The organism is Pantoea eucrina, from assembly GCF_001691555.1.
Lineage (GTDB): Bacteria > Pseudomonadota > Gammaproteobacteria > Enterobacterales > Enterobacteriaceae > Pantoea > Pantoea borealis.
In genome coordinates this window covers 1,049,533-1,070,738 of sequence record NZ_MAYN01000008.1, presented here as the reverse complement: position 1 = coordinate 1,070,738, position 21,206 = coordinate 1,049,533, and the positions used below count along the sequence as shown (strand labels likewise).

Annotated in this window: 20 protein-coding genes and 2 tRNA genes; 10 read left to right on the top strand and 12 right to left on the bottom strand. The window is 53.2% G+C overall.

The features are described from left to right. Positions 1-9: 9 nt before the first annotated feature. On the bottom strand, positions 10-657 hold the full coding sequence (locus BBA90_RS11090; RefSeq protein WP_065649185.1) for a YchE family NAAT transporter: 648 nt from the start codon (positions 655-657) through the stop codon (positions 10-12). A gap of 388 nt (positions 658-1,045) precedes the next feature. On the opposite strand from BBA90_RS11090, the gene adhE reads away from it, so the two are divergent. After that, the gene (adhE, locus tag BBA90_RS11085) at positions 1,046-3,724 is read left to right on the top strand and encodes a bifunctional acetaldehyde-CoA/alcohol dehydrogenase (protein ID WP_065649184.1); all 2,679 of its coding nucleotides are present in this window, start codon (positions 1,046-1,048) and stop codon (positions 3,722-3,724) included. 51 nt (positions 3,725-3,775) lie between these two features. Here adhE and tdk read toward each other — a convergent pair whose 3' ends face one another. Then, complete coding sequence (gene tdk / locus BBA90_RS11080; RefSeq protein WP_065649183.1) at positions 3,776-4,396, bottom strand: thymidine kinase; 621 nt, start codon at positions 4,394-4,396, stop codon at positions 3,776-3,778. Positions 4,397-4,769: 373 nt separating this feature from the next. Here tdk and hns point away from each other — a divergent pair, with 373 nt between their 5' ends. Beyond that, positions 4,770-5,174, top strand: coding sequence for a histone-like nucleoid-structuring protein H-NS (gene hns / locus BBA90_RS11075; protein ID WP_065649182.1), 405 nt, complete (start codon positions 4,770-4,772; stop codon positions 5,172-5,174). A 97-nt stretch (positions 5,175-5,271) separates the two neighbouring features. Here the strand turns inward: hns and BBA90_RS11070 are convergent, their stop codons facing one another. The 5 genes from BBA90_RS11070 to rssA all read right to left on the bottom strand — a co-directional run bounded on the left by BBA90_RS11070 (position 5,272) and on the right by rssA (position 10,777). Further along, positions 5,272-6,279, bottom strand: coding sequence for an NAD-dependent epimerase (locus tag BBA90_RS11070; RefSeq protein WP_065649181.1), 1,008 nt, complete (start codon positions 6,277-6,279; stop codon positions 5,272-5,274). Positions 6,280-6,293: 14 nt separating this feature from the next. Next, positions 6,294-7,634, bottom strand: a complete 1,341-nt coding sequence (locus tag BBA90_RS11065; RefSeq protein ID WP_065649180.1) for a UDP-glucose dehydrogenase family protein — start codon at positions 7,632-7,634, stop codon at positions 6,294-6,296. 23 nt (positions 7,635-7,657) lie between these two features. Then, positions 7,658-8,566: a UTP--glucose-1-phosphate uridylyltransferase GalU gene (galU, locus tag BBA90_RS11060; RefSeq protein WP_039384664.1), complete on the bottom strand. Its 909-nt coding sequence runs from the start codon at positions 8,564-8,566 to the stop codon at positions 7,658-7,660. Positions 8,567-8,759: 193 nt separating this feature from the next. After that, the gene (gene rssB / locus BBA90_RS11055) at positions 8,760-9,776 is read right to left on the bottom strand and encodes a two-component system response regulator RssB (RefSeq protein WP_065649179.1); all 1,017 of its coding nucleotides are present in this window, start codon (positions 9,774-9,776) and stop codon (positions 8,760-8,762) included. A 101-nt stretch (positions 9,777-9,877) separates the two neighbouring features. Beyond that, positions 9,878-10,777, bottom strand: coding sequence for a patatin-like phospholipase RssA (gene rssA / locus BBA90_RS11050; protein ID WP_065649178.1), 900 nt, complete (start codon positions 10,775-10,777; stop codon positions 9,878-9,880). A gap of 95 nt (positions 10,778-10,872) precedes the next feature. On the opposite strand from rssA, the gene BBA90_RS11045 reads away from it, so the two are divergent. The 5 genes from BBA90_RS11045 to xthA all read left to right on the top strand — a co-directional run bounded on the left by BBA90_RS11045 (position 10,873) and on the right by xthA (position 13,552). After that, positions 10,873-11,328 (top strand): YchJ family protein, encoded by a 456-nt coding sequence (locus BBA90_RS11045; RefSeq protein WP_065649177.1) that lies wholly within the window; start codon positions 10,873-10,875, stop codon positions 11,326-11,328. Between the two features lie 56 nt (positions 11,329-11,384). Beyond that, positions 11,385-12,233 (top strand): formyltetrahydrofolate deformylase, encoded by an 849-nt coding sequence (purU, locus tag BBA90_RS11040; RefSeq protein ID WP_065649176.1) that lies wholly within the window; start codon positions 11,385-11,387, stop codon positions 12,231-12,233. 157 nt (positions 12,234-12,390) lie between these two features. Continuing rightward, positions 12,391-12,475, top strand: a tRNA-Tyr gene (locus BBA90_RS11035). 43 nt (positions 12,476-12,518) lie between these two features. Continuing rightward, positions 12,519-12,603, top strand: a tRNA-Tyr gene (locus BBA90_RS11030). Between the two features lie 142 nt (positions 12,604-12,745). Next, positions 12,746-13,552 (top strand): exodeoxyribonuclease III, encoded by an 807-nt coding sequence (gene xthA / locus BBA90_RS11025; protein WP_065649175.1) that lies wholly within the window; start codon positions 12,746-12,748, stop codon positions 13,550-13,552. A gap of 33 nt (positions 13,553-13,585) precedes the next feature. Here xthA and BBA90_RS11020 read toward each other — a convergent pair whose 3' ends face one another. The 3 genes from BBA90_RS11020 to BBA90_RS11010 form a co-directional block, all read right to left on the bottom strand. Then, complete coding sequence (locus BBA90_RS11020) at positions 13,586-13,885, bottom strand: YnjH family protein (protein ID WP_065649174.1); 300 nt, start codon at positions 13,883-13,885, stop codon at positions 13,586-13,588. Continuing rightward, positions 13,882-15,801 carry a DNA topoisomerase III gene (locus BBA90_RS11015; RefSeq protein ID WP_065649173.1) on the bottom strand — a complete coding sequence of 640 codons (1,920 nt, stop codon included), beginning with the start codon at positions 15,799-15,801 and terminating at the stop codon, positions 13,882-13,884. Before BBA90_RS11015 ends, BBA90_RS11020 begins: the two co-directional genes overlap by 4 nt. Before the next feature lie 146 nt (positions 15,802-15,947). Continuing rightward, on the bottom strand, positions 15,948-16,499 hold the full coding sequence (locus tag BBA90_RS11010; RefSeq protein ID WP_065649172.1) for an NAD(P)H nitroreductase: 552 nt from the start codon (positions 16,497-16,499) through the stop codon (positions 15,948-15,950). A 171-nt stretch (positions 16,500-16,670) separates the two neighbouring features. Between BBA90_RS11010 and sppA the strand changes: the two genes are divergently transcribed. The 3 genes from sppA (at position 16,671) to pncA (ending at position 20,249) form a co-directional block, all read left to right on the top strand. Continuing rightward, complete coding sequence (sppA, locus tag BBA90_RS11005; protein WP_065649171.1) at positions 16,671-18,527, top strand: signal peptide peptidase SppA; 1,857 nt, start codon at positions 16,671-16,673, stop codon at positions 18,525-18,527. 84 nt (positions 18,528-18,611) lie between these two features. Beyond that, positions 18,612-19,625, top strand: a complete 1,014-nt coding sequence (gene ansA / locus BBA90_RS11000; protein ID WP_065649170.1) for an asparaginase — start codon at positions 18,612-18,614, stop codon at positions 19,623-19,625. A gap of 15 nt (positions 19,626-19,640) precedes the next feature. Beyond that, positions 19,641-20,249, top strand: a complete 609-nt coding sequence (gene pncA, locus BBA90_RS10995) for a bifunctional nicotinamidase/pyrazinamidase (RefSeq protein WP_065649169.1) — start codon at positions 19,641-19,643, stop codon at positions 20,247-20,249. Between the two features lie 29 nt (positions 20,250-20,278). Here pncA and BBA90_RS10990 read toward each other — a convergent pair whose 3' ends face one another. Then, positions 20,279-20,560, bottom strand: coding sequence for a YeaC family protein (locus BBA90_RS10990; RefSeq protein WP_065649168.1), 282 nt, complete (start codon positions 20,558-20,560; stop codon positions 20,279-20,281). A 1-nt stretch (position 20,561) separates the two neighbouring features. Further along, positions 20,562-20,972, bottom strand: coding sequence for a peptide-methionine (R)-S-oxide reductase MsrB (gene msrB / locus BBA90_RS10985; RefSeq protein WP_065649167.1), 411 nt, complete (start codon positions 20,970-20,972; stop codon positions 20,562-20,564). Positions 20,973-21,206 lie beyond the last annotated feature (234 nt).

Below are 21,206 nucleotides of genomic sequence, written 5' to 3'. Positions count from 1 at the left end.
AAGTCTGAATTAATTTAGTAAACCCGGAAAAATAGCTTTAATACCGGTAACGACAAATTCAATACCCAATGCCATCAATAATAAGCCCATAATACGGGTAATAACGTTAATGCCGGTCTGACCTAATACCCGCACCATTAATGGCGCCGCTCTGAACAACAGCCAGCAGCAAAAGGCGAATACTGCAATAGCCACCGTAAAACCCAGCAAATTAAGCCAGCTATGATAGCGTGAGCTCCAGACTATCGTGGAACTGATCGCGCCCGGTCCTGCCATAAGCGGCAGCGCCAGCGGCACTACACCAATGCTTTCACGAATAGCCGTTTCTGATTTTTCCTGCTTGTTTTGCTTATCTTCGCCCAGCTTGCCGCTGATCATAGACATGGCAATGGTGACAACCAGTATGCCGCCTGCAATACGGAATGAGTCGATTGAAATACCAAAAAGATGCAGGATGCCATCCCCAAGAAACAGTGACGTCCAGAGAATAATAGCGACTGCAAGGTTAGCTGTAAGGTTGGTTTTATTGCGTTCAGCCGCCGCCTGATAGCTGGTCATGCTGATGAAAACCGGAATAATGCCTACCGGATTCACCAGCGCAAACAGGCCAACAAAAAATTTTATGTAGCCGGAGAGATCGAGTAGCACGGGGGTCACAACAGGCTCCTGAAAAAGTCAAAAAAACGCGCTTAATGTAGTGCATATGTCTGCTGAAAAACAGCCGTAATGGCAGAAATATCTGCTATATGTCCGCTACAGCTATGGCATAAAAATCTGTCTGTGTCTGATTAGGCCTGCAGAACGGCAGCGTCTAAAAAACGCTACCTTTAGTGGTAAACGATCTAGCTGGCCACTATTCCCCTGCAGCATCCCTTGATCTGCATCATGATTATGCCCTTCCAGCAGCGCTACGCTGGGGGCAGTAAATTATTCACGTCAGACCTTTTTACTAAACAGCCAGGCCAGCCACAGTCAAACCTTAGCTGATTTCTTTCTCTGCGCTGGCCTGTTTACTAAAAAAGTTTAACTTCCTCAGGAGAGTATTATGGCCGTAACCAATGTTGCCGAACTCAATGCACTGGTTGAACGCGTAAAACGCGCGCAGCGTGAATTTGCCAGTTTTAATCAGGAACAGGTTGATGCAATCTTTCGCGCCGCGGCGCTGGCGGCGGCAGATGCCCGCATTCCGCTAGCCAAAATGGCGGTAGCGGAATCGGGCATGGGTATCGTTGAAGATAAAGTAATCAAAAATCATTTTGCTTCAGAATATATCTACAACGCTTACAAGGATGAGAAAACCTGTGGCGTGCTGGCAAGCGATGACACCTTTGGCACCATTACCATTGCCGAACCCATTGGCCTTATCTGCGGTATAGTCCCTACTACCAACCCAACCTCCACCGCTATTTTTAAGGCGCTTATCAGTCTGAAAACCCGTAACGGCATTATCTTTTCTCCGCATCCGCGCGCAAAAGATGCCACCAATAAAGCCGCCGATATTGTGCTGCAGGCGGCTGTCGCGGCAGGTGCCCCCCGGGATATTATCGGCTGGATCGACGCGCCTTCGGTCGAGCTTTCTAACCAGCTGATGCATCATCCGGATATTAATCTGATTCTGGCGACAGGCGGCCCGGGGATGGTTAAAGCGGCTTACAGCTCGGGTAAACCGGCTATCGGCGTTGGCGCTGGCAATACGCCGGTGGTCATTGACGAAACGGCCGATATTAAACGGGCGGTCGCCTCAATTTTGATGTCGAAAACGTTTGATAACGGCGTTATTTGTGCCTCTGAACAGTCGGTCATTATTGTTGATGCGGTCTATGACGCGGTCCGTGAACGCTTTGCCAGCCACGGCGGCTATCTGCTGCAGGGTCATGAACTGAGTGCAGTACAGAGCATCCTGCTGAAAAATGGCGCGCTGAACGCGGCAATTGTGGGACAGCCCGCCTGCAACATTGCTGCGCTTGCCGGCATCAGCGTCCCGCAGAGTACCAAAATTTTAATCGGTGAGGTTTCAGCCGTTGATGAATCGGAACCTTTTGCGCATGAAAAGCTCTCGCCAACGCTGGCGATGTATCGTGCAAAAGATTTTACGGATGCGGTAGAAAAAGCTGAGAAACTGGTCGCTATGGGCGGCATTGGCCATACCTCCTGCCTCTACACCGATCAGGATAATGAGTCCGGGCGGATCCACTATTTTGGCGACAAGATGAAGACCGCCCGCATTCTGATCAACACCCCGGCCTCGCAGGGCGGCATCGGCGACCTGTATAACTTTAAACTGGCGCCTTCTCTGACGCTGGGCTGCGGCTCCTGGGGAGGCAACTCTATCTCTGAAAACGTCGGCCCCAAACATCTGATCAATAAAAAAACTGTGGCTAAGCGAGCAGAAAATATGTTGTGGCATAAGTTACCGAAGTCTATCTACTTTCGCCGCGGCTCCCTTCCGATTGCGCTGGAAGAGGTGGCGGCTGAGGGTGCTAAACGTGCGTTTATCGTTACCGATCGCTTTTTGTTTAATAACGGCTATGCCGATCAGGTTACACGGGTGCTGAAGTCACAGGGTATCGAAACTGAGATATTCTTTGAGGTGGAAGCTGACCCGACCCTGAGCATTGTCCGCAAGGGCGCCGAGCAGATGCACAGTTTCCGGCCCGACGTGATTATTGCGCTGGGCGGCGGCTCGCCGATGGATGCGGCAAAAATCATGTGGGTGATGTATGAGCATCCGGAAACACATTTTGAAGAGCTGGCGCTGCGTTTCATGGATATCCGCAAGCGTATTTATACCTTCCCGAAAATGGGCGTGAAAGCCCGCATGGTCGCCATTACCACAACGTCAGGCACAGGTTCAGAAGTTACACCTTTTGCCGTTGTCACCGATGACGCCACCGGGCAAAAATATCCACTGGCAGATTACGCATTAACGCCGGATATGGCCATTGTGGATGCCAACCTGGTGATGGATATGCCGCGCTCGCTCTGCGCCTTTGGCGGCCTTGATGCAGTGACGCATGCGCTGGAGGCCTATGTCTCAGTGCTTGCCAATGAGTATTCCGATGGACAGGCGCTGCAGGCACTGAAACTGCTCAAAGAGAACCTGCCCGCCAGCTATCGCGATGGTGCTAAAAACCCGGTCGCACGTGAACGGGTTCATAACGCAGCCACTATCGCCGGCATCGCTTTTGCCAACGCTTTCCTTGGGGTATGCCACTCTATGGCCCATAAGCTTGGCTCAGAGTTCCATATCCCGCACGGGCTGGCAAACGCCCTGCTTATTGGTAACGTCATTCGCTATAACGCCAATGATAACCCGACGAAACAGACAGCCTTTAGTCAGTATGACAGGCCGCAGGCGCGGCGCCGCTATGGGGAGATTGCTGACCACCTTGGCCTGACTCAGCCCGGTGACCGTACGGCGCAAAAAATTGAAAAACTGCTGGCATGGCTGGATGAAATGAAAGTGCAACTCGGTATTCCTGCCTCTATTCGCGAAGCGGGTGTGCAGGAAGCAGACTTTCTGGCGAAGGTTGATAAGCTGGCTGAAGATGCTTTTGACGATCAGTGCACCGGTGCCAACCCACGCTATCCATTAATTGCTGAGCTAAAACAGATTATGCTGGATACGTTCTACGGACGTGATTATTCAGAAACGGACGTGCCTTCTGCAGAAATCTGTGAACTCCAGCCTGCCGCGCGGGAAAAAAAAGTAAAGAAAGCGTAACCTGCTGAAAATAAAAAACCCGCTGCGGCGGGTTTTTTTATGGCTGGCCAATTAAAGCGGCGGCGGATTAGCACCATATATGGCGTCGCGCGTGCCCAGATTAATCGCCTGCTTGTAATGTTTCCGGCATACAGATATATAACGCTCGTTACCACCAATTACGACCTGCTCCCCTTCGCTAAACGGTCTGCCCTCCCCGTCAAGGCGCAGCACCATACTGGCTTTACGGCCGCAGTGGCAAATTGTTTTAAGCTCCACCAGTTTATCGGCCCAGGCAAGAAGGTACTGGCTGCCGGTGAACAGCTCACCGCGGAAGTCAGTGCGCAGGCCGTAGCAGAGAACCGGAATATCAAGATTGTCTGCGACATCAGAGAGCGCATAAACCTGCTCACGCGTCAGGAACTGGCTTTCATCCACCAGCACGCAGTGTACGGGCTGGCGCGCATGTTCTTCTGCTATCGCCTCCGCCAGTTCTGTTTTGTCATTATACAGACAGGCGGGCGAAGAGAGCCCGATTCGTGAGCTGACCACGCCGGCACCAAATCTATCGTCTATCTCTGCGGTATAGACCAGGGTACGCATGCCGCGCTCCTGATAGTTATAAGAAGATTGCAGCAGTGCGGTAGATTTTCCCGCATTCATCGCCGAGTAATAGAAATAGAGTTGAGCCACTTACCAGTCTCTCCAGGGATACTAAATTCAGGGTGCAGCAGTTTAACACAAATGTATTGTCGCAGAGCACCTCACAACGTGCAGGGTTTACCGCAGCAGAAAGCCAGGCTGCTGCCTGCTGAAAATCAATGCCGGCGCGCTGCGTTTAAAACACTAATAGCGGTTAAATTAATTCAGTTAAATGGAATAGCTATCACGCAGCGTGACATATCGTGGATAATTTATGCAGCTCAGCTATGAATAATTAACTCTGCTGAAATAACCAAACAATAAATAAATGTCATCACTCAGGCTTCTCTATTGCAGTTATATATTCCCGACACTATTATGGAACGGCTTAACCACTCCTTTTTTATATTCTGAGATAAGAACAATGAGCGAAGCACTTAAAATCCTTAATAATATCCGTACATTGCGTGCTCAGGCTCGCGAATGCTCTCTGGAAACACTGGAAGAGATGCTGGAAAAACTTGACGTAGTGGTTAATGAGCGTCGTGAAGAAGAGAGTCATGCTCAGGCTGAGAATGCGGAACGCAGCCGCAAACTGGAACAGTATCGTGAAATGTTGCTGGCTGACGGTATCGATCCTAATGAACTGCTGAACGCGTTATCAGAAAATAAAACGGTAACCAAAGCACGTCGTGCTGCTCGTCCCGCTAAGTACAGCTATGTGGATGAAAATGGTGAAAACCGCACATGGACCGGTCAGGGACGCACGCCTGCTGTCATTAAAAAAGCGATTGAAGAGGGTAAACAGCTGGACGATTTCCTGCTGTAAATCCGGCGTGCTTCGTTTTTACTGCCTGCACTTTTACTGCAGTATCCGTTTCGCCAGGTAAAAAAAAAGGAAGCCCGCGGCTTCCTTTTTTACGGGCTTATTTCTGATAAAAATCGCGATACCAGTCGACAAACTGCTGGACGCCCTGCTCTACGCTGGTCTGAGGCCGGAAATTAATAGCGTCATAGAGAGGCTGCGTATCTGCGCTGGTGCCCAGAACATCGCCAGGCTGCATAGGCAGCATGTTTTTCTGCGCCTCAATGCCCAGCGCTTTTTCAAGCGACTCAATATAGGTCATCAGGCGCGTGGGCTGACTGTTGCCAATATTATATACCCGATAAGGCGCAGAGCTGCTGGCGGGTGAACCTTGCTCTACGCTCCATGCGCTGTCAGGCTGCGGCACAACCGCCTGCAGGCGAACAATGGCCTCTGCGATATCGTCTATATAGGTAAAGTCGCGCGTCATCTCACCGCGGTTGTAAACGTCGATCGCCTCACCTGCCAGCATGGCACGGGTGAATTTAAACAGCGCCATATCGGGCCGGCCCCATGGACCATAAACCGTAAAGAAACGCAGTCCGGTCGTCGGGAGCTGATAAAGGTGTGAGTAAGTATGCGACATCAGTTCGTTGGCTTTTTTAGTGGCCGCATAGAGAGAAACCGGATGATCAACGGTGTCATCGGTGGAGAACGGCATTTTGCGATTCAGCCCGTAAACAGAGCTTGAAGATGCATACAGAAGGTGGCCAATCTTATGATGACGGCAGCCTTCCAGAATATTCAGATGACCGATAAGGTTGGCATCTGCATAAGCATGCGGGTTATCAATAGAGTAACGCACACCCGCCTGCGCGGCCAGATGGATAACACGCTCAAACGCGTGCTGTTCAAACAGAGAAGAAATGGCCTGGCGATCGGCCAGGTCCATTTTAATAAAAGTAAATGCGGGATGCGGTAAAATCTGATCGAGGCGAGCCTGTTTCAGGCTGACATCATAATAGTCATTCAGGTTATCGATACCGACAACCTGGTGACCGGCAGCGAGCAAACGCTGGCTTACGTGAAAACCGATAAATCCTGCTGCGCCGGTAACCAGAAAATTCATACATCCCTCATTTATTACGCAATTTGAATAGACGCTCCGCGGCCGATTGCATAATAAACGAAACCGCGTTTGCTGATACGCTCTGGATCATACAGGTTACGGCCATCAAAAATCACGGGTTGTTTTAGCGCATTTTTAATTACGTCAAAATCAGGTGCCCGGAAATTCTGCCACTCGGTACAGATAACCAGACCATCAGCGCCCTGCAGCGCCGCTTCTTTAGTCCCGGTGAGTTTCAGATCGTCACGATGACCATAAATGCGCTGCGCTTCTTCCATCGCTTCCGGATCGTAAGCCTGAACCGACGCGCCCGCTTCCCATAACGCTTCCATCAGCACACGGCTGGAGGCTTCACGCATATCGTCGGTGTTTGGCTTAAACGCCAGACCCCACAGTGCAAACGTTTTACCACGCAGATCGTTACCAAAATGGCGCTTGATAAAGGCAGGTAGCTTGTTTTTCTGCGCGTCATTGACCTCTTCCACCGCCTGCAGCAGGCGCGGCTGGTAGCCAATAGACTCTGCTGTACGGATCAGCGCCTGCACATCTTTCGGGAAGCAGGAACCGCCGTAGCCGCAGCCAGGATAGATAAAGTGATAGCCGATACGGGAATCAGAACCGATACCCTGACGGACTTTCTCCACGTCGGCACCCAGCAGCTCAGCAAGATTAGAAATCTCGTTCATAAAGCTGATTTTGGTCGCCAGCATGCAGTTTGCCGCATATTTTGTCAGCTCTGCACTGCGGATATCCATCAGGATCATACGATCGTGGTTACGGTTGAACGGCTCATAGAGCTCGCGCAGCAGTTCCACGACATCATCATTATCAGTACCGACGACAATACGCTCTGGTCGCATGCAGTCATTAACTGCCGCACCCTCTTTGAGGAATTCCGGATTGGAAACCACATCAAAAGCAACGCTGGCACCACGCTGTTTCAGCGTATCCTGCATCACACTGCGTACGCGATCGGCCGTGCCAACCGGCACCGTTGATTTATCGATAACGACTTTGTGATCGTTCATGTGTTCTGCAATGGTACGCGCTACCGCGGTCACATATTTCAGATCGGCAGAACCATCTTCGTCAGGCGGTGTACCAACAGCAATAAATTGCATCACACCGTGATTGACGCCCTCTTTGGCGTCAGTACTGAATTTCAGGCGGCCCGATTCATAATTGGACATCACCAGCGGTGTCAGACCCGGTTCGAAAATCGGGATCACACCTTTTTTCAGGTTTTCGACTTTGTTTGCGTCGACATCAATGCAGAGAACGTCATGTCCGACTTCGGCCAACACCGCAGCCTGAACCAGACCGACATAGCCGATACCAAATACAGTGACTTTCATTAAATTATCCTGTGCTTAATGAATTACTTTTTATTGCCTACCGCGTTGTCCAGCCACTGTGCAAAATCTTTGCCTAGCACCGGGTGACGTACGCCGTACTCAACAAAAGCCTGCATGTAACCCAGCTTGTTACCACAGTCATGGCTCACGCCAGTCAGGTGATAGGCTTCTACAGTCTCTTTTTCCATCAGCATAGCGATAGAGTCGGTCAGCTGAACTTCGCCGCCTGCGCCCGGAGGGGTTTTTGCCAGCAGAGGCCAGATGTCAGCAGAGAGAACATAACGACCCACTACCGCGAGGTTAGAAGGCGCTTCATTCGCTTTTGGCTTCTCAACCACACCCACCATCGGTGCACTCTGGCCCGCGCTCAGCTCGGCACCTTTGCAGTCAACCACACCGTATGCCGTCACGTCTGCAACTGGCTCAACCATGATCTGGCTGTGACCGGTTTCTTCAAAACGCGCCAGCATCTCTGCCAGGTTGTCTTTGGTCGGGTTTGACTCATATTCGTCGATGATAACGTCTGGCAGAATGACCGCTACCGGCTCATCGCCTACCAGCGGATGTGCACACATCACCGCATGGCCCAGGCCTTTAGCGATACCCTGACGCACCTGCATAATGGTAACGTGTGGCGGGCAGATAGACTGGATTTCATCCAGCAGCTGACGCTTGACACGCTTCTCCAGCATGGCTTCCAGTTCAAAACTGGTATCAAAGTGGTTTTCGATTGAGTTTTTAGAAGAGTGCGTAACCAGCACAATTTCATTAATGCCCGCGGCAATACACTCATTTACGACATACTGGATCAACGGCTTATCGACCAGCGGTAACATCTCTTTTGGAATAGCTTTGGTCGCTGGCAGCATACGCGTACCTAAACCTGCAACCGGGATTACCGCTTTTTTTACTTTTGACTTATAGGCAGACATCAAATACCTCTCTTAATAGGCCGCTCAAGTTAATACTTGATATGTCGGTTTAAAAAACGAAATGAGTATATCAGTTAGTATCAGGCGGAATTATCCTGGATAAACTTAATCCATGGAATTTAAGACTTTTACCCAAATGTAAAGGATAGGTCTGGCGCTGTTGCTTAACTGATTTAACCCGCTGTTTAACTGCTTATTCTTCGCTCGATAACATCAGACGAAGCCTGCCTCCGGCGCCCCAGACATGGCATTGCCAGGCATCAGTATGCTGTGAAATTTGATTGAGATGGGTGCCCCCCATCGTTCCCAGCGGCACACCGCTGTTTAACTGCAGCTGGTTGTTTTCCAGATGCAGCGTTGCATTAAGACCTGCTGACACCAGAATCAATTTACGCAATTCGCGATGGTAATACCCCACTAAAAGCGGAAATTGCCCGGTCAGGTTTGCCTGACGCAGCAGCATATTCACCTGACGCAGCAGGCCGTTGAGTTCCGGCAACCGATGATGCTGTCCGGATAGCTGCTCCTGCAGCAAACCGTTAAACAGAGCCCGCAGCAGCAGAGCAGCCAGTACGCCGTTATCGCCTGCCCGGGTTACATCAAGGCAGTAAAAAGCGAGATCTTTATCAGATAGCGCAGCGATATCCAGCACCAGTCCTGGCTGTTCCGCCATGGTCAACTGTCGGTAATTGATGCGGCAGTGCGCAATAGTTTGCTGAACCGGCGGTTGCAGCTGTTTCAGCAATTTTGCCGCGGCGATTGGATCGCGTGCCAGCGCATCCCAGTCCTGAAACAGCTGCTCATCCTCCTCCACTTTGGAGGTGAACATTGAGGGATAAAGACACTCAAAAACGGCTTCACGGAAGCGTTCGATATTTTTCAGCGGTTTTAATAACACGTCCTGCACGCCAAGCCGCAAAACATGCGCGATATCCGCCATGTTCTGGGTGGCTGATATCACCAGAACAGGCACCGTATTACCGTGACTGCGCAGATGCTCAACAAAAGGAATGCCGCCCATCCGGGGCATTTCCAGATCGCAAATCACCAGATCGGCGTGGTGCGCCGACAGAATGTCGAGGCCTTCCAGCCCATCACCTGCCTCCAGGGCTGTTGCCCCCAGGCTGATTAGTACATTTTCCAGCAATGAACGGAAAACGACCTCATCTTCGACAATGAGTATCTTTTTGCCGAGTAGTGGTTTTTCCATTCTCTCCCCCTGCGTACCAGATATTGCAATAGTGGTTCATAAAATGCAGTTGCGCCTTTAATTATTGTCATCAGCGACAACCCCCCTGAATGAACAACTGACTATCTGCTACGGACCAGCGGTAATAGTTCATCCATTTTTTTCTCTACGGCCGCCTTACCGGCAGCCATAGCCTCTTCAGCACGATGAAAATCCAGCGTTGAAATCTGCGGACAAAACGGCTGAATCAGCACATCCGGCGGATCGCCCGCCATGCGGTTACGTTTAAGCCGGTTTTCCAGCACCTGAATTGACGTCGACATGATCTCCATTGCGCCGGGCGTCTGTGCCGCACGATGGCGTGTAAACCCCATCAGACGCTGACGCAATTTTTTGCCCCACGAAAGCGCCTCTGCCACATCGTCACCGTTTTCCGGCGTCACTGACAGCAGATCCTGCTGCATCAGATGCGCATCATGCTGAAGATCGACTGCAATAACAATGTCTGCGCCGAGCGCCCGGGTCAGAGAGATGGGTACCGGATTCACCACAGCACCATCTACCAGCCAGTATCCATTGTAGCCAACGGGTGGTAATAAGCCTGGCATACTACAGGAAGCGCGCACGGCCTGATGCAGATCGCCTTCAGTCAGCCAGAGTTCACGTCCGGTGCTCAGGTTTGTGGCAACCACGCCAAAAGGTTTCAAACCGCCTTCAATCTGGTCATGTGGAATAAGCTGACGAATGTGGCTGAAAACGCGATCGCCGCGTAACAATCCTCCGCGCTGCCAGGAAAGATCCATCAGGCGGATCACGTCCCAGTAGCGAAACGCGCTGACCCACTTTTCCATTTTTGCCAGGTGACCATTGGTGTAGGCCGCTCCCACCAGCGCACCTACCGAACAGCCGGCTACTACATCAATTTCAATACCGGCATGCTCCAGTGCATTGATGACGCCAATATGCGCCCAGCCTTTCGCTGCGCCCGATCCCAGAGCCAGTCCAATTTTGACCTTTCTCATCTTACCTCTGATGCTGCTGGTACGTAGCATCATGCCACGCAGTCGGCTACCATAGCGCACGCTTATGATAACGTTAACCACTCTCAGGAGATGATGTGTCCGAAAAGTGCCCCTGCTGCAGCGGAAAGCAGTATAGCTTATGTTGTCAGCCCTTTTTAAACGGCGATGCCATTCCACTCAGTGCTGAACAGCTGATGCGCTCCCGCTATACCGCCTACGCCACAGGTAATGCAGTTTATCTGACAGATACCTGGCACGCCAGCCAGCGCAGTGCCGATCTGACGGCGCGTTTATCTGAAAGTTTTGCCGGTACCACCTGGCTCGGACTAAATGTAACCTGTTGTAATCATGGCATCCATGAGAACGAAGCCTTTGTGACCTTTTTTGCGCGCTACCGCGAAAAAGCGCACGAGTCAGCGATCAGCGAGCGTTCACGCTTTCTTCGGGAGGAGGGTCGCTGGTACTATGTCGATGGAACAGTGCCGGCAATCGGGCGTAACGATCGCTGCCCCTGCGGCTCTGGCAAAAAATACAAAAAATGTTGTGGCTGATACCCGCTCCGCCGCAATGGTAATACCCTTATCGCTTTGACAGGACCTTGATTGAGATGCAAGCGCAAACACTGCAACGAAAAGTTTTACGGACCATTTGCCCTGATGCCAAAGGTCTGATCGCCAAGATCACCAACATTTGCTACAAGCATGAACTCAACATTGTGCAAAACAATGAGTTTGTTGATCACCGTACCGGCCGCTTTTTCATGCGTACCGAGCTGGAAGGCATTTTTAACGACAATACGCTGCTGGCCGATCTGGATAGCGCCCTGCCTGCCGGATCCGTACGTGAGCTGCACACTGCCGGTCGCCGCCGCGTTGTTATTCTGGTCACAAAAGAGGCGCACTGCCTGGGTGACCTGCTGATGAAAAGCGCGTTTGGCGGTCTGGATATGGAGATTGCGGCGGTGATCGGAAATCACGATACGCTGCGCTCGCTGGTAGAACGCTTTGATATTCCTTTTGTGCTGGTCAGCCATGAAGGCAAGACGCGCGAAGAGCACGACAACCGCATGGCGGAAGAGATCGACCGCTATCAGCCTGATTACGTCGTGCTGGCAAAATATATGCGCGTGCTGACGCCCGCCTTTGTCCAGCGCTACCCTAACCAGATCATCAATATTCATCACTCGTTCCTGCCCGCTTTTATCGGCGCACGTCCGTATCATCAGGCGTATGAACGCGGCGTTAAAATTATTGGCGCAACGGCGCACTATGTGAATGACAACCTGGATGAAGGCCCGATCATCATGCAGGATGTCATCAACGTGGATCACAGCTATACCGCAGAAGAGATGATGCGCGCCGGACGCGATGTGGAAAAAAATGTGCTGAGTCGCGCGCTCTATAAAGTGCTCGGTCAGCGCGTGTTTGTTTATGGAAACCGTACGATCATTCTTTAAGCGCGACGTTTGCGTGCCAGCGCGCTGAATTGTCTAACTCTTCAGCGCTGCGCATAAAAAACGGGCAAACAGGTTTTATTTTCACATCCAGTGCTTTACAGGCGGAACGCATTTGGTATGATGCGCCCCGCCTTCAGGCACAAAGATTCAGGCAAGTGGCGGGATTCCCGAGCGGCCAAAGGGAGCAGACTGTAAATCTGCCGTCATCGACTTCGAAGGTTCGAATCCTTCTCCCGCCACCATCTGAATCACTCTGCAGTGCCTGAATCTGAGCTTTATATCCCAGGCGGGATTCCCGAGCGGCCAAAGGGAGCAGACTGTAAATCTGCCGTCATCGACTTCGAAGGTTCGAATCCTTCTCCCGCCACCATCCTCTGTTCTGTACGCTCTTCCCCTGATAGCCTTACCCTGCCCTTTTCTGTTACTCCACTGCCAGCTTTCGTTCGGGCATGACTTTTTGCCTGAAAATCGTTACCATCGCGCCGCATACAGGTTATTAAAATGGCAGCGATATGAAATTTGTTTCATTTAACATCAACGGGTTGCGTGCACGCCCTCATCAGCTGGCCGCGCTGGTGGAACAGCATCAGCCTGACGTAATCGGCCTGCAGGAAACCAAGGTTCACGATGAGATGTTTCCGCTTGAAGCGGTCAGCCAGCTCGGCTATCACGTCAACTATCATGGACAAAAAGGGCACTACGGCGTAGCGCTACTGACCAAAACCGCGCCGGTACGGGTCATGCGCGGTTTTCCGGGCGATGACGATGACGCCCAGCGGCGGCTGATTATGGCCGAGGTGCCGGGTCCGTCAGGTAACATCACGGTTATCAACGGCTATTTTCCGCAGGGCGAAAGCCGTGACCATCCGCTTAAATTCCCGGCCAAAGAGAAGTTTTACCGCGATCTGCAGAACTATCTGGTGCAGCACACCGCCGCTGACAAGCCGGTGCTGATCATGGGTGACATGAATATCAGCGCCACCGACCTGGATATCGGGATCGGTGAAGAGAGCCGCAAACGCTGGTTGCGTACCGGAAAATGCTCGTTTCTGCCGGAAGAACGTGAGTGGATGGATCGGCTGCTGCAGTGGGGACTGGTGGATACCTGGCGCGCCAGAAATCCGACGACCCACGATCGGTTTTCCTGGTTTGACTACCGCTCGCGCGGATTTGATGATAACCGCGGGCTGCGCATCGATCTGCTGCTGGCCAGCCAGCCGCTGGCTGCACGCTGCGTCGATGCCGGTATCGATTATGCCATCCGCGGCATGGAGAAGCCGTCTGACCATGCGCCCGTCTGGGCAACGTTCGAACTGTAAACGCTGAGCGTGGCGCCCGGGCGCCACGCTTACCTATTTAATGATTTTCCAGAGCAGCGGATTGGTGCCCAGTACCTTTTCATCCCGTGAGCACTGCAGCAGTACCCCTTCGGCCTTGACCACTGCGCCTTCTGAATAGCTGCGATTTTCATAAATGCAGCACTGAAGGCAGCTGTTCTGCTGACGATTCTGGCCCTGCGTCCAGACCTCTGCCGGCATATCCACCACCACATCAGTATTACCCGTACGTGCCGGCTCCGGCATCCGGTTTGCCAGCGCTGCACTGCTGCAAACCAGCAGCGCCAGCGCCGTTACCGTTGTATACCTGCTCATTGCGTCTCCTTTGGTTTTCGCCGCTGTTTTTTTGCTTTACTGCGCGCCGGCGAGGCGGCGGCCAGCCCTTTAAATGCCTGCAAAGAAGGCCGTTGCCGCGCCTCTCCAATCAGCGTGGTCAGCGTGGATACCAGCGGCTGCATAAACTCATCATAGCGGCAGCTTTTTTCGCTGATACGCGTCAGGGTTGACTCCCACTGCGCCGTCATATCCGGACGCGCCGCCATTTCGGGCAGCGCATGGATCAGGGCTCTGCCCGCCTCTGTTGAGTGGATATAGCGACCTTTTTTCACCAGGAAAGTCCGGCGAAAAAGCAGCTCGATAATGCCGGCCCGCGTGGCCTCCGTCCCTAAACCATCGGTCGCGCGCAGCACTTTCTTTAATTCTTTATCCTGCACAAAGCGCGCAATGCCGGTCATGGCGGATAAGAGCGTGGCATCAGTGAACGGTCGTGGCGGCTGGGTCTGCTTTTCCAGTAGCTCACCGCGCTCGCACAGCAGCGTATCGCCTTTACTGACTACCGGCAGCGGCGTGCCGTCATTTTCCTCATCGCGCTCCTTGTTCCCGAGCAGCGCCCGCCATCCCGCTTCCGCCAGGAAACGTGCTTTTGCCACAAATTTGCCACCCCCGATTTCCAGATCGATAACGCATTTGCGGAATTGCGCATCCGGGCAGAACTGCATCAGATACTGCCGGGCAATCAGCGCATAGATTCGGGCTTCGTTATCGCTCAGTGCCACTTTGCCGGTACGCGCGGTAGGAATGATGGCATGATGCGCATCAACCTTTTTATCGTCCCAGCAGCGGTTTTTCTGTTCCGCATTGAAGTCAGCAGGCGGCGTCAGATCGGGCTGGTGGACAGCGATCGCTTTCAGTACGGCATGACGACCGGCATAGTGCTCATCGGGTAAATAGCGGCTATCCGAACGCGGATAGGTAATAAGCTTATGCGTCTCATAGAGGCGCTGGCAGCAGTCCAGCACGCTCTGTGCGCTGAGCCCGTAACGTTTTGCTGCCTCAATCTGGAGGCTGGAGAGCGAAAACGGCAGCGGTGCGGTTTCCGATTCACGCCTGTCGTTATAGCCGGTAACCTGTGCGGGCTGCCCCTGGATACGTGCCAGCACGTGCTCTGCCAGCGGCCGGTGCAGGACACGCCCCTCTTCATCCTGCCAGGGTTCGCAGGCGTCGCTCGGCACCCAGCTGGCAACAAAGCGCTCCTCCTTCGGCGTAACGATATGCGCTTTCACTTCAAAATAGTCTTTGGGTGCAAAGTGCTCAATTTCTTCATCCCGTCTGACTACCAGCCCGAGCACCGGCGTCTGCACACGCCCTACCGATAAGACGCCATCATAGCCGGCATTGCGTCCAAGCAGGGTCCAGGCGCGCGTCATGTTGATGCCATACAGCCAGTCAGCACGTGAACGCGCCAGCGCTGAGACGCAGAGCGGGATAAATTCGCGGTTTTCCCGTAGCCGGCTGACTGCACGTTCAACGGCCGCCGGATTAAGATCGTTGATCAGGCAGCGCTGTACCCGCTGGCGCTTCCCGGCCGGCAGCTGCAGATAATCCAGCACCTCATCCACCAGCAGCTGACCTTCACGATCCGGATCGCCGGCGTGCACAATTTCGCTGGCCTGCTGCAATAATCCTTCTATAGCCTTTAGCTGTTTTGCTACCGAGGGACGCGGCTGCAGACGCCACTTTTCAGGAATAATAGGCAGATCGGCCAGATTCCAGCGGGCATAGCGGCTGTCGTAGCTGTCAGGCTGCGCCTGCTCCAGTAAATGCCCGACGCACCATGTCACAACCTGATCGTTGCCGCAGGCGATATAGCCCTCTCCGCGGCGATGCGGCTTTGGCAGCACCTCTGCGATGGCGCGCGCCAGACTCGGTTTTTCAGCAATAAATAAACGCATGGAAGGCGCAAATCCTTTCTTTCAGCTTTAACGGAAATGATGACGCGATGGTAGCCTGGCGGCTTGCTGCAGGTAAGCTTTCTCTGCACGGATGCGGCGTTTTTGCGCATGACGCCTGCAATTCTGTCAAATTGCAGGCGGAAGAATCAAAACCAGGAGACAAATTCTGCAGTATCCGGTGCGACCACCGTGGTGCTGGCTTTAAGCTGCGGCGTGCCGAGATAGAGAAACCCTACAATCGCATCTTTTTCCTTGCAGTTAAAAGCTGCCCGCACGTGAGGGTGATCGGTCCATGGGCCACTGCGCCAGATGCCGTTATACCCTTGCGCCAGCGCGGCCATCTGCATCGCCATGACGGCACAGCCAGCAGAGACAACCTGCTCCCACTGTGGCACTTTTTCAGAGGGTTTGTAGTCGGCAATCACGGTTATCACCATCGGGGCACGAAATGGCGCTGCCGCCGCTTTCGCAATGGCTTTTTCTTCCAGCGCGCTATCACGGGCAGCCTGCTCCAGTACGCGGCTTAGCCGATCCCGCCCCTCATTCTCTGCAATGACGAAACGCCACGGGCGCAGCGTACCGTGATCGGGTGCCCGCATACCGGCATGCAGAATATTCTGCAACACCTCTCCTGCCGGAGCGGGTTCAGTCAGCCGTGAAGCTGAGCGGCGATTGGTCAATAACTCCAGTGCATCCATAAGGGTTCTCCTGTGCCTTCTGATGATGTGCTAATCCTGGCACAGCGCGATCTTTTGTAACAGTCTGGTGCGAATTCCTGCTGACTTTTCAGCGGCTGCTCTTTAGGATGATGCCGATATCGGGGTACGCGCACCTGCTGCCGGCCCTGGCTACGTGAATATGGAGAGTTTATGCGCACATTGTGGCGAATTATTGCCGGTCTGTTCCGCTGGAGCTGGCGGGTTCTGAATTTTATCCGGGAATTTATCCTTAATCTGTTTCTCATTGTGCTGATTCTGGCCGGTGTCGGCATCTGGCTGCAGCTGTCGAGCGCAGGCAACAGTGAACCGGTCCAGCAGGGCGCGTTAAAAGTCGATCTCAGCGGTATGCTGGTGGATAAACCGTCGGTGAGTAACCGTCTGAGCCGGATCAGCCGCCAGCTGCTGGGCGCAAACAGCGATCGCCTGCAGGAAAACTCCCTGTTTGATGTGGTTGACGCCATTCGCCAGGCGAAAACTGACAGCAATATTACCGGTATCGTTCTGGATCTGCGCGATTTTGCCGGTGGCGATCAGCCTTCCCTGCAGTATGTCGGCAAAGCGCTGCGGGAGTTTCGTGATAGCGGGAAACCGGTCTATGCGCTGGGTGACAGCTACAGTCAGGCGCAATATTACCTGGCCAGCTTCGCCAATAAGATCTGGCTTTCGCCGCAGGGCACGGTTGATCTGCACGGGTTTGCGACCAACGGACTCTATTACAAAACCCTGCTGGAAAAACTGAAGGTGTCATCGCACGTTTTTCGCGTAGGGACTTACAAGTCAGCCGTTGAACCTTTCCTGCGTGACAACATGTCCCCGGATGCGCGTGATGCGGATAGCCGCTGGATCACTCAGCTATGGCAAAACTATCTGAATACGGTGTCGGCCAACCGCCAGATTACGCCAGAGCAGCTCTTTCCCGGCGCGGCAGGCGTTATCAGTGGACTGGAGGCCGTCCAGGGCGACACGGCTAAATATGCGCTGAATAACAAACTGGTGGATGCACTGAGTTCACGCGCAGCCGCCGACCAGGCGCTGGCTAAAACATTTGGCTGGGACAAAGCAAATAACGACTACCGCTATGTCAGCATTTATGACTACCGTCTGAAACAGCCGGCGCAGCAGAAAGGCAACATCGCGGTGATCCTCGCCAGCGGCGCAATCATGGACGGTGAAGAGAGCGCGGGCAACGTTGGCGGTGATACCACAGCCGCACAGATCCGCGAAGCGCGCCTGGATCCTGCAGTTAAAGCTATCGTCCTGCGGGTAAACAGCCCGGGCGGCAGCGTCACCGCATCGGAAGCCATTCGTGAAGAGCTCGCCGCCGCGCATGAAGCCGGTAAGCCGGTAGTGGTTTCTATGGGTGGCATGGCCGCATCAGGCGGTTACTGGATTTCAACGCCGGCAGATTACATCATCGCCGCGCCCTCTACTCTGACCGGCTCTATCGGCATCTTTGGTGTCATCAATACGGTAGAAAACAGTCTGGATGCTATTGGCGTGCACACGGACGGCGTAGCCACCTCGCCGCTTGCCGATGTGGCCGCGACCAAAACGCTGCCTGCAGAGGTACAACAGCTGATGCAGCTGACGATTGAGAATGGCTATCGCAATTTTATCGGACTGGTCGCCGCTTCCCGCCACAAGACACCTGAGCAGATTGATGCTATCGCACAGGGTCATGTCTGGACCGGCAGTGACGCCAAAAATAATGGTCTGGTTGATGCGCTGGGTGATTTTGACGACGCCGTCGCCAAAGCAGCCTCTCTGGCCAAAGTAACGCAGCCATCGCTCAACTGGTATCAGGATGAGCCAGGTATGCTCGATCTGTTGCTCAACCAGATGAACGCTTCGGCGCAGGCAGTACTGCCTGACGCGCTGAAAATCTGGCTGCCCGCGCCGGTGCAGGAGGTTGTAAGTGCCATGCAGGCGCAGCCCGGCCTGCTCGGTAAGCTCAACGATCCGCAAAATCGTTACGCCTTTTGTCTGAATTGCGGCAGCGTTCGCTAATTTTACAGCCCGGCCGCTGGTCGGGCTGCTTTTCCCTGCCAATCCCCTTATACTGCGCGTTTTACGGCAAGTCTGAGTACACTCATGCAAAAGAAAAATATCTATGTAGCCTACACGGGCGGTACTATCGGGATGCAGCGCTCCGCGCAGGGCTATGTACCGGTATCAGGCCATCTTCAGCAGCAGCTGGCCAACATGCCTGAGTTCCACCGGCCGGAGATGCCGGATTTTACAATTCACGAATATGCGCCACTTATCGACTCTTCCGATATGACGCCGCAGGACTGGCAGGCGATTGCAGATGATATCCGCCAGAATTATGACGCTTATGACGGTTTTGTTATTCTGCATGGAACCGATACCATGGCTTTCACCGCATCAGCCCTCTCTTTTATGCTGGAAAATCTGGCGAAACCGGTCATCGTTACCGGCTCGCAGATCCCGCTGGCGGAACTGCGCTCTGATGGTCAGCAAAATTTGCTGAATTCCCTTTATGTCGCGGCTAACTATCCGATTAATGAAGTGGCACTGTTTTTCAATAACACGCTGTTCCGCGGCAACCGTACCACAAAAGCGCACGCCGACGGTTTTAACGCTTTCGCCTCACCTAATCTCCCGCCGCTGCTGGAAGCGGGTATTCATATCCGTCGTCTGAATACGCCTCCCGCGCCACAGCAGACAGGCCAGCTGGTGGTTCATCCCATCACACCGCAGCCTATTGGTGTGGTAACCATTTATCCGGGTATTTCTGCAGATGTAGTACGCAACTTCCTGCGCCAGCCGGTTAAAGCGCTGATTTTGCGCTCTTACGGAGTGGGCAATGCGCCGCAAAACGCTGAGTTCCTGCATGAGCTTCAGCAGGCGAGCCAGCGCGGTATCATTGTGGTTAATCTGACGCAGTGCATGTCCGGCAAAGTGAATATGGGCGGCTATGCCACCGGTAATGCGCTGGAGCATGCCGGCGTGATCAGCGGTTTTGATCTTACCGTTGAGGCCACGTTAACAAAACTGCACTATTTATTAAGTCAGGATCTTAGCCCTGAGGAAATTCGTGCCAGAATGCAGCAGAACTTACGTGGCGAACTGACTGAGGATTGAACGGAGCAAAATGATATGAAGCGGGCATTGATAATTATCGATATCCAGAATGACTTTTGCCCCGGCGGGCCAATGGCCGTGCGCGAAGGTGATGAGACCGTAGCGGTGGCAAACCGCTATGCACGTGAGTTTCGCCAGCGCGGCGAATGTGTCGTGGCCCTGCAGGACTGGCATCCGGCCAATCACGGCAGCTTTGCCTCAGTATCCGGCGAGCCTGTCTATACGCTGGGTGAGCTCAACGGGCTGGCGCAGATCTGGTGGCCGGACCACGGTATTGAAAACAGTCCGGGTGCCGATTTCCATCCCGATCTTGATCGCTCACTGATTGACGCCGTATTTCATAAAGGCGGCGATGTCGACGTGGATAGCTACAGCGCCTTTTTTGATAACGGACACCGGCGCAAAACTGAGCTGGATAACTGGCTGCGCGAACGCGACATCACGCATCTGGTTATGCTGGGAATTGCAACCGACTACTGCGTGAAATATAGCGTGCTGGATGCGCTGGAGCTCGGTTATCACGTTCAGGTCGTTAAAGAGGGCTGCCGTGGCGTGAATCTCAGTCCGGAAGACAGTGAGATAGCGCTAACGCAAATGCAGGCGCAGGGTGCGGAAATAATCTGAAAAACAGGCTGGAATACCAGCCTGTTTTCTTAGTGCAGATTGATGCGCGTGACATCCGGCTCAATGCCGAACTCTTCTTTCAATTGCTTTTTAGACTTCGTCACGATATCGCCACCTTTGGCAATGCTCATATGCTGCGGCGACTCGTTATGACGCGCCTGCCACAGCATGACCAGCTGTAAACAGTGCTCGCGTTGCTCCTGCGTTAACGCAACGCCATCAGGCCATTTACCCGTCTCAACTGCGGTTGCCAGTCGTTCATAAATCTCAGGCGTCATCGCATCCAGCATCGCATTCAGTTCCTGATTCATCCTATCCCTCCTGCTGTTTGCCCTGCTCGTCAGTAAAGCTCAGCGAAGCGGAATTAACGCAGTAACGCTCACCGCTGGGCTGCGGCCCATCCGGAAACACATGACCCAGATGCGCGTCACAGCTGCCGCAGCGGATCTCAACCCGATGCATGCCGTGCGAGTCATCTTCCAGGTAACGTATCGCCTCATCGTTGACCGGCTGGTAGAAACTTGGCCAGCCACAGCCCGAATCATATTTGCTCTCTGACAGAAACAGCGGCGCCTGACAGACCAGACAGTGATAAATGCCATCCTGTTTGTTGTGTAACAGCGCGCCGGTAAAGGGTGGCTCCGTACCCCGATGCTGCGTGACGTAACGCTGCATTTCAGACAGCTGGCCGATTTTTGCTTCAGATGCGGTATCTTTTGCCATTTTTGCTTCCAGAGTATCTTTCTGTAGAAATCAGCTACTATTCTAACAAACGGACAACATTGCCCGCCGTTTTTTTTGTGCGAACTTTTCTGCTCTGGCTGCTGCAGCGTGGTTTTGTGATGACGATCACTCTTTGTGACAAACTTCCCTTTTCACACGCTAATCAGCGTAAGATAGACGCGCTGTAAAACAGGTGCGCAAGCGGTTGCATTACAGATTATTCCTGGCATTGGA

Coding starts and splice junctions, on each gene's coding strand:
- BBA90_RS11015 (WP_065649173.1), bottom strand. CDS start 15,801: ATGCGTTTATTTATTGCTGAAAAACCGAGTCTGGCGCGCGCCATCGCA.
- sppA (WP_065649171.1), top strand. CDS start 16,671: ATGCGCACATTGTGGCGAATTATTGCCGGTCTGTTCCGCTGGAGCTGG.
- ansA (WP_065649170.1), top strand. CDS start 18,612: ATGCAAAAGAAAAATATCTATGTAGCCTACACGGGCGGTACTATCGGG.
- rssA (WP_065649178.1), bottom strand. CDS start 10,777: ATGAGAAAGGTCAAAATTGGACTGGCTCTGGGATCGGGCGCAGCGAAA.
- BBA90_RS10990 (WP_065649168.1), bottom strand. CDS start 20,560: ATGAATCAGGAACTGAATGCGATGCTGGATGCGATGACGCCTGAGATT.
- adhE (WP_065649184.1), top strand. CDS start 1,046: ATGGCCGTAACCAATGTTGCCGAACTCAATGCACTGGTTGAACGCGTA.
- BBA90_RS11010 (WP_065649172.1), bottom strand. CDS start 16,499: ATGGATGCACTGGAGTTATTGACCAATCGCCGCTCAGCTTCACGGCTG.
- hns (WP_065649182.1), top strand. CDS start 4,770: ATGAGCGAAGCACTTAAAATCCTTAATAATATCCGTACATTGCGTGCT.
- BBA90_RS11070 (WP_065649181.1), bottom strand. CDS start 6,279: ATGAATTTTCTGGTTACCGGCGCAGCAGGATTTATCGGTTTTCACGTA.
- BBA90_RS11065 (WP_065649180.1), bottom strand. CDS start 7,634: ATGAAAGTCACTGTATTTGGTATCGGCTATGTCGGTCTGGTTCAGGCT.
- galU (WP_039384664.1), bottom strand. CDS start 8,566: ATGTCTGCCTATAAGTCAAAAGTAAAAAAAGCGGTAATCCCGGTTGCA.
- msrB (WP_065649167.1), bottom strand. CDS start 20,972: ATGGCAAAAGATACCGCATCTGAAGCAAAAATCGGCCAGCTGTCTGAA.
- xthA (WP_065649175.1), top strand. CDS start 12,746: ATGAAATTTGTTTCATTTAACATCAACGGGTTGCGTGCACGCCCTCAT.
- pncA (WP_065649169.1), top strand. CDS start 19,641: ATGAAGCGGGCATTGATAATTATCGATATCCAGAATGACTTTTGCCCC.
- purU (WP_065649176.1), top strand. CDS start 11,385: ATGCAAGCGCAAACACTGCAACGAAAAGTTTTACGGACCATTTGCCCT.
- rssB (WP_065649179.1), bottom strand. CDS start 9,776: ATGGAAAAACCACTACTCGGCAAAAAGATACTCATTGTCGAAGATGAG.
- BBA90_RS11020 (WP_065649174.1), bottom strand. CDS start 13,885: ATGAGCAGGTATACAACGGTAACGGCGCTGGCGCTGCTGGTTTGCAGC.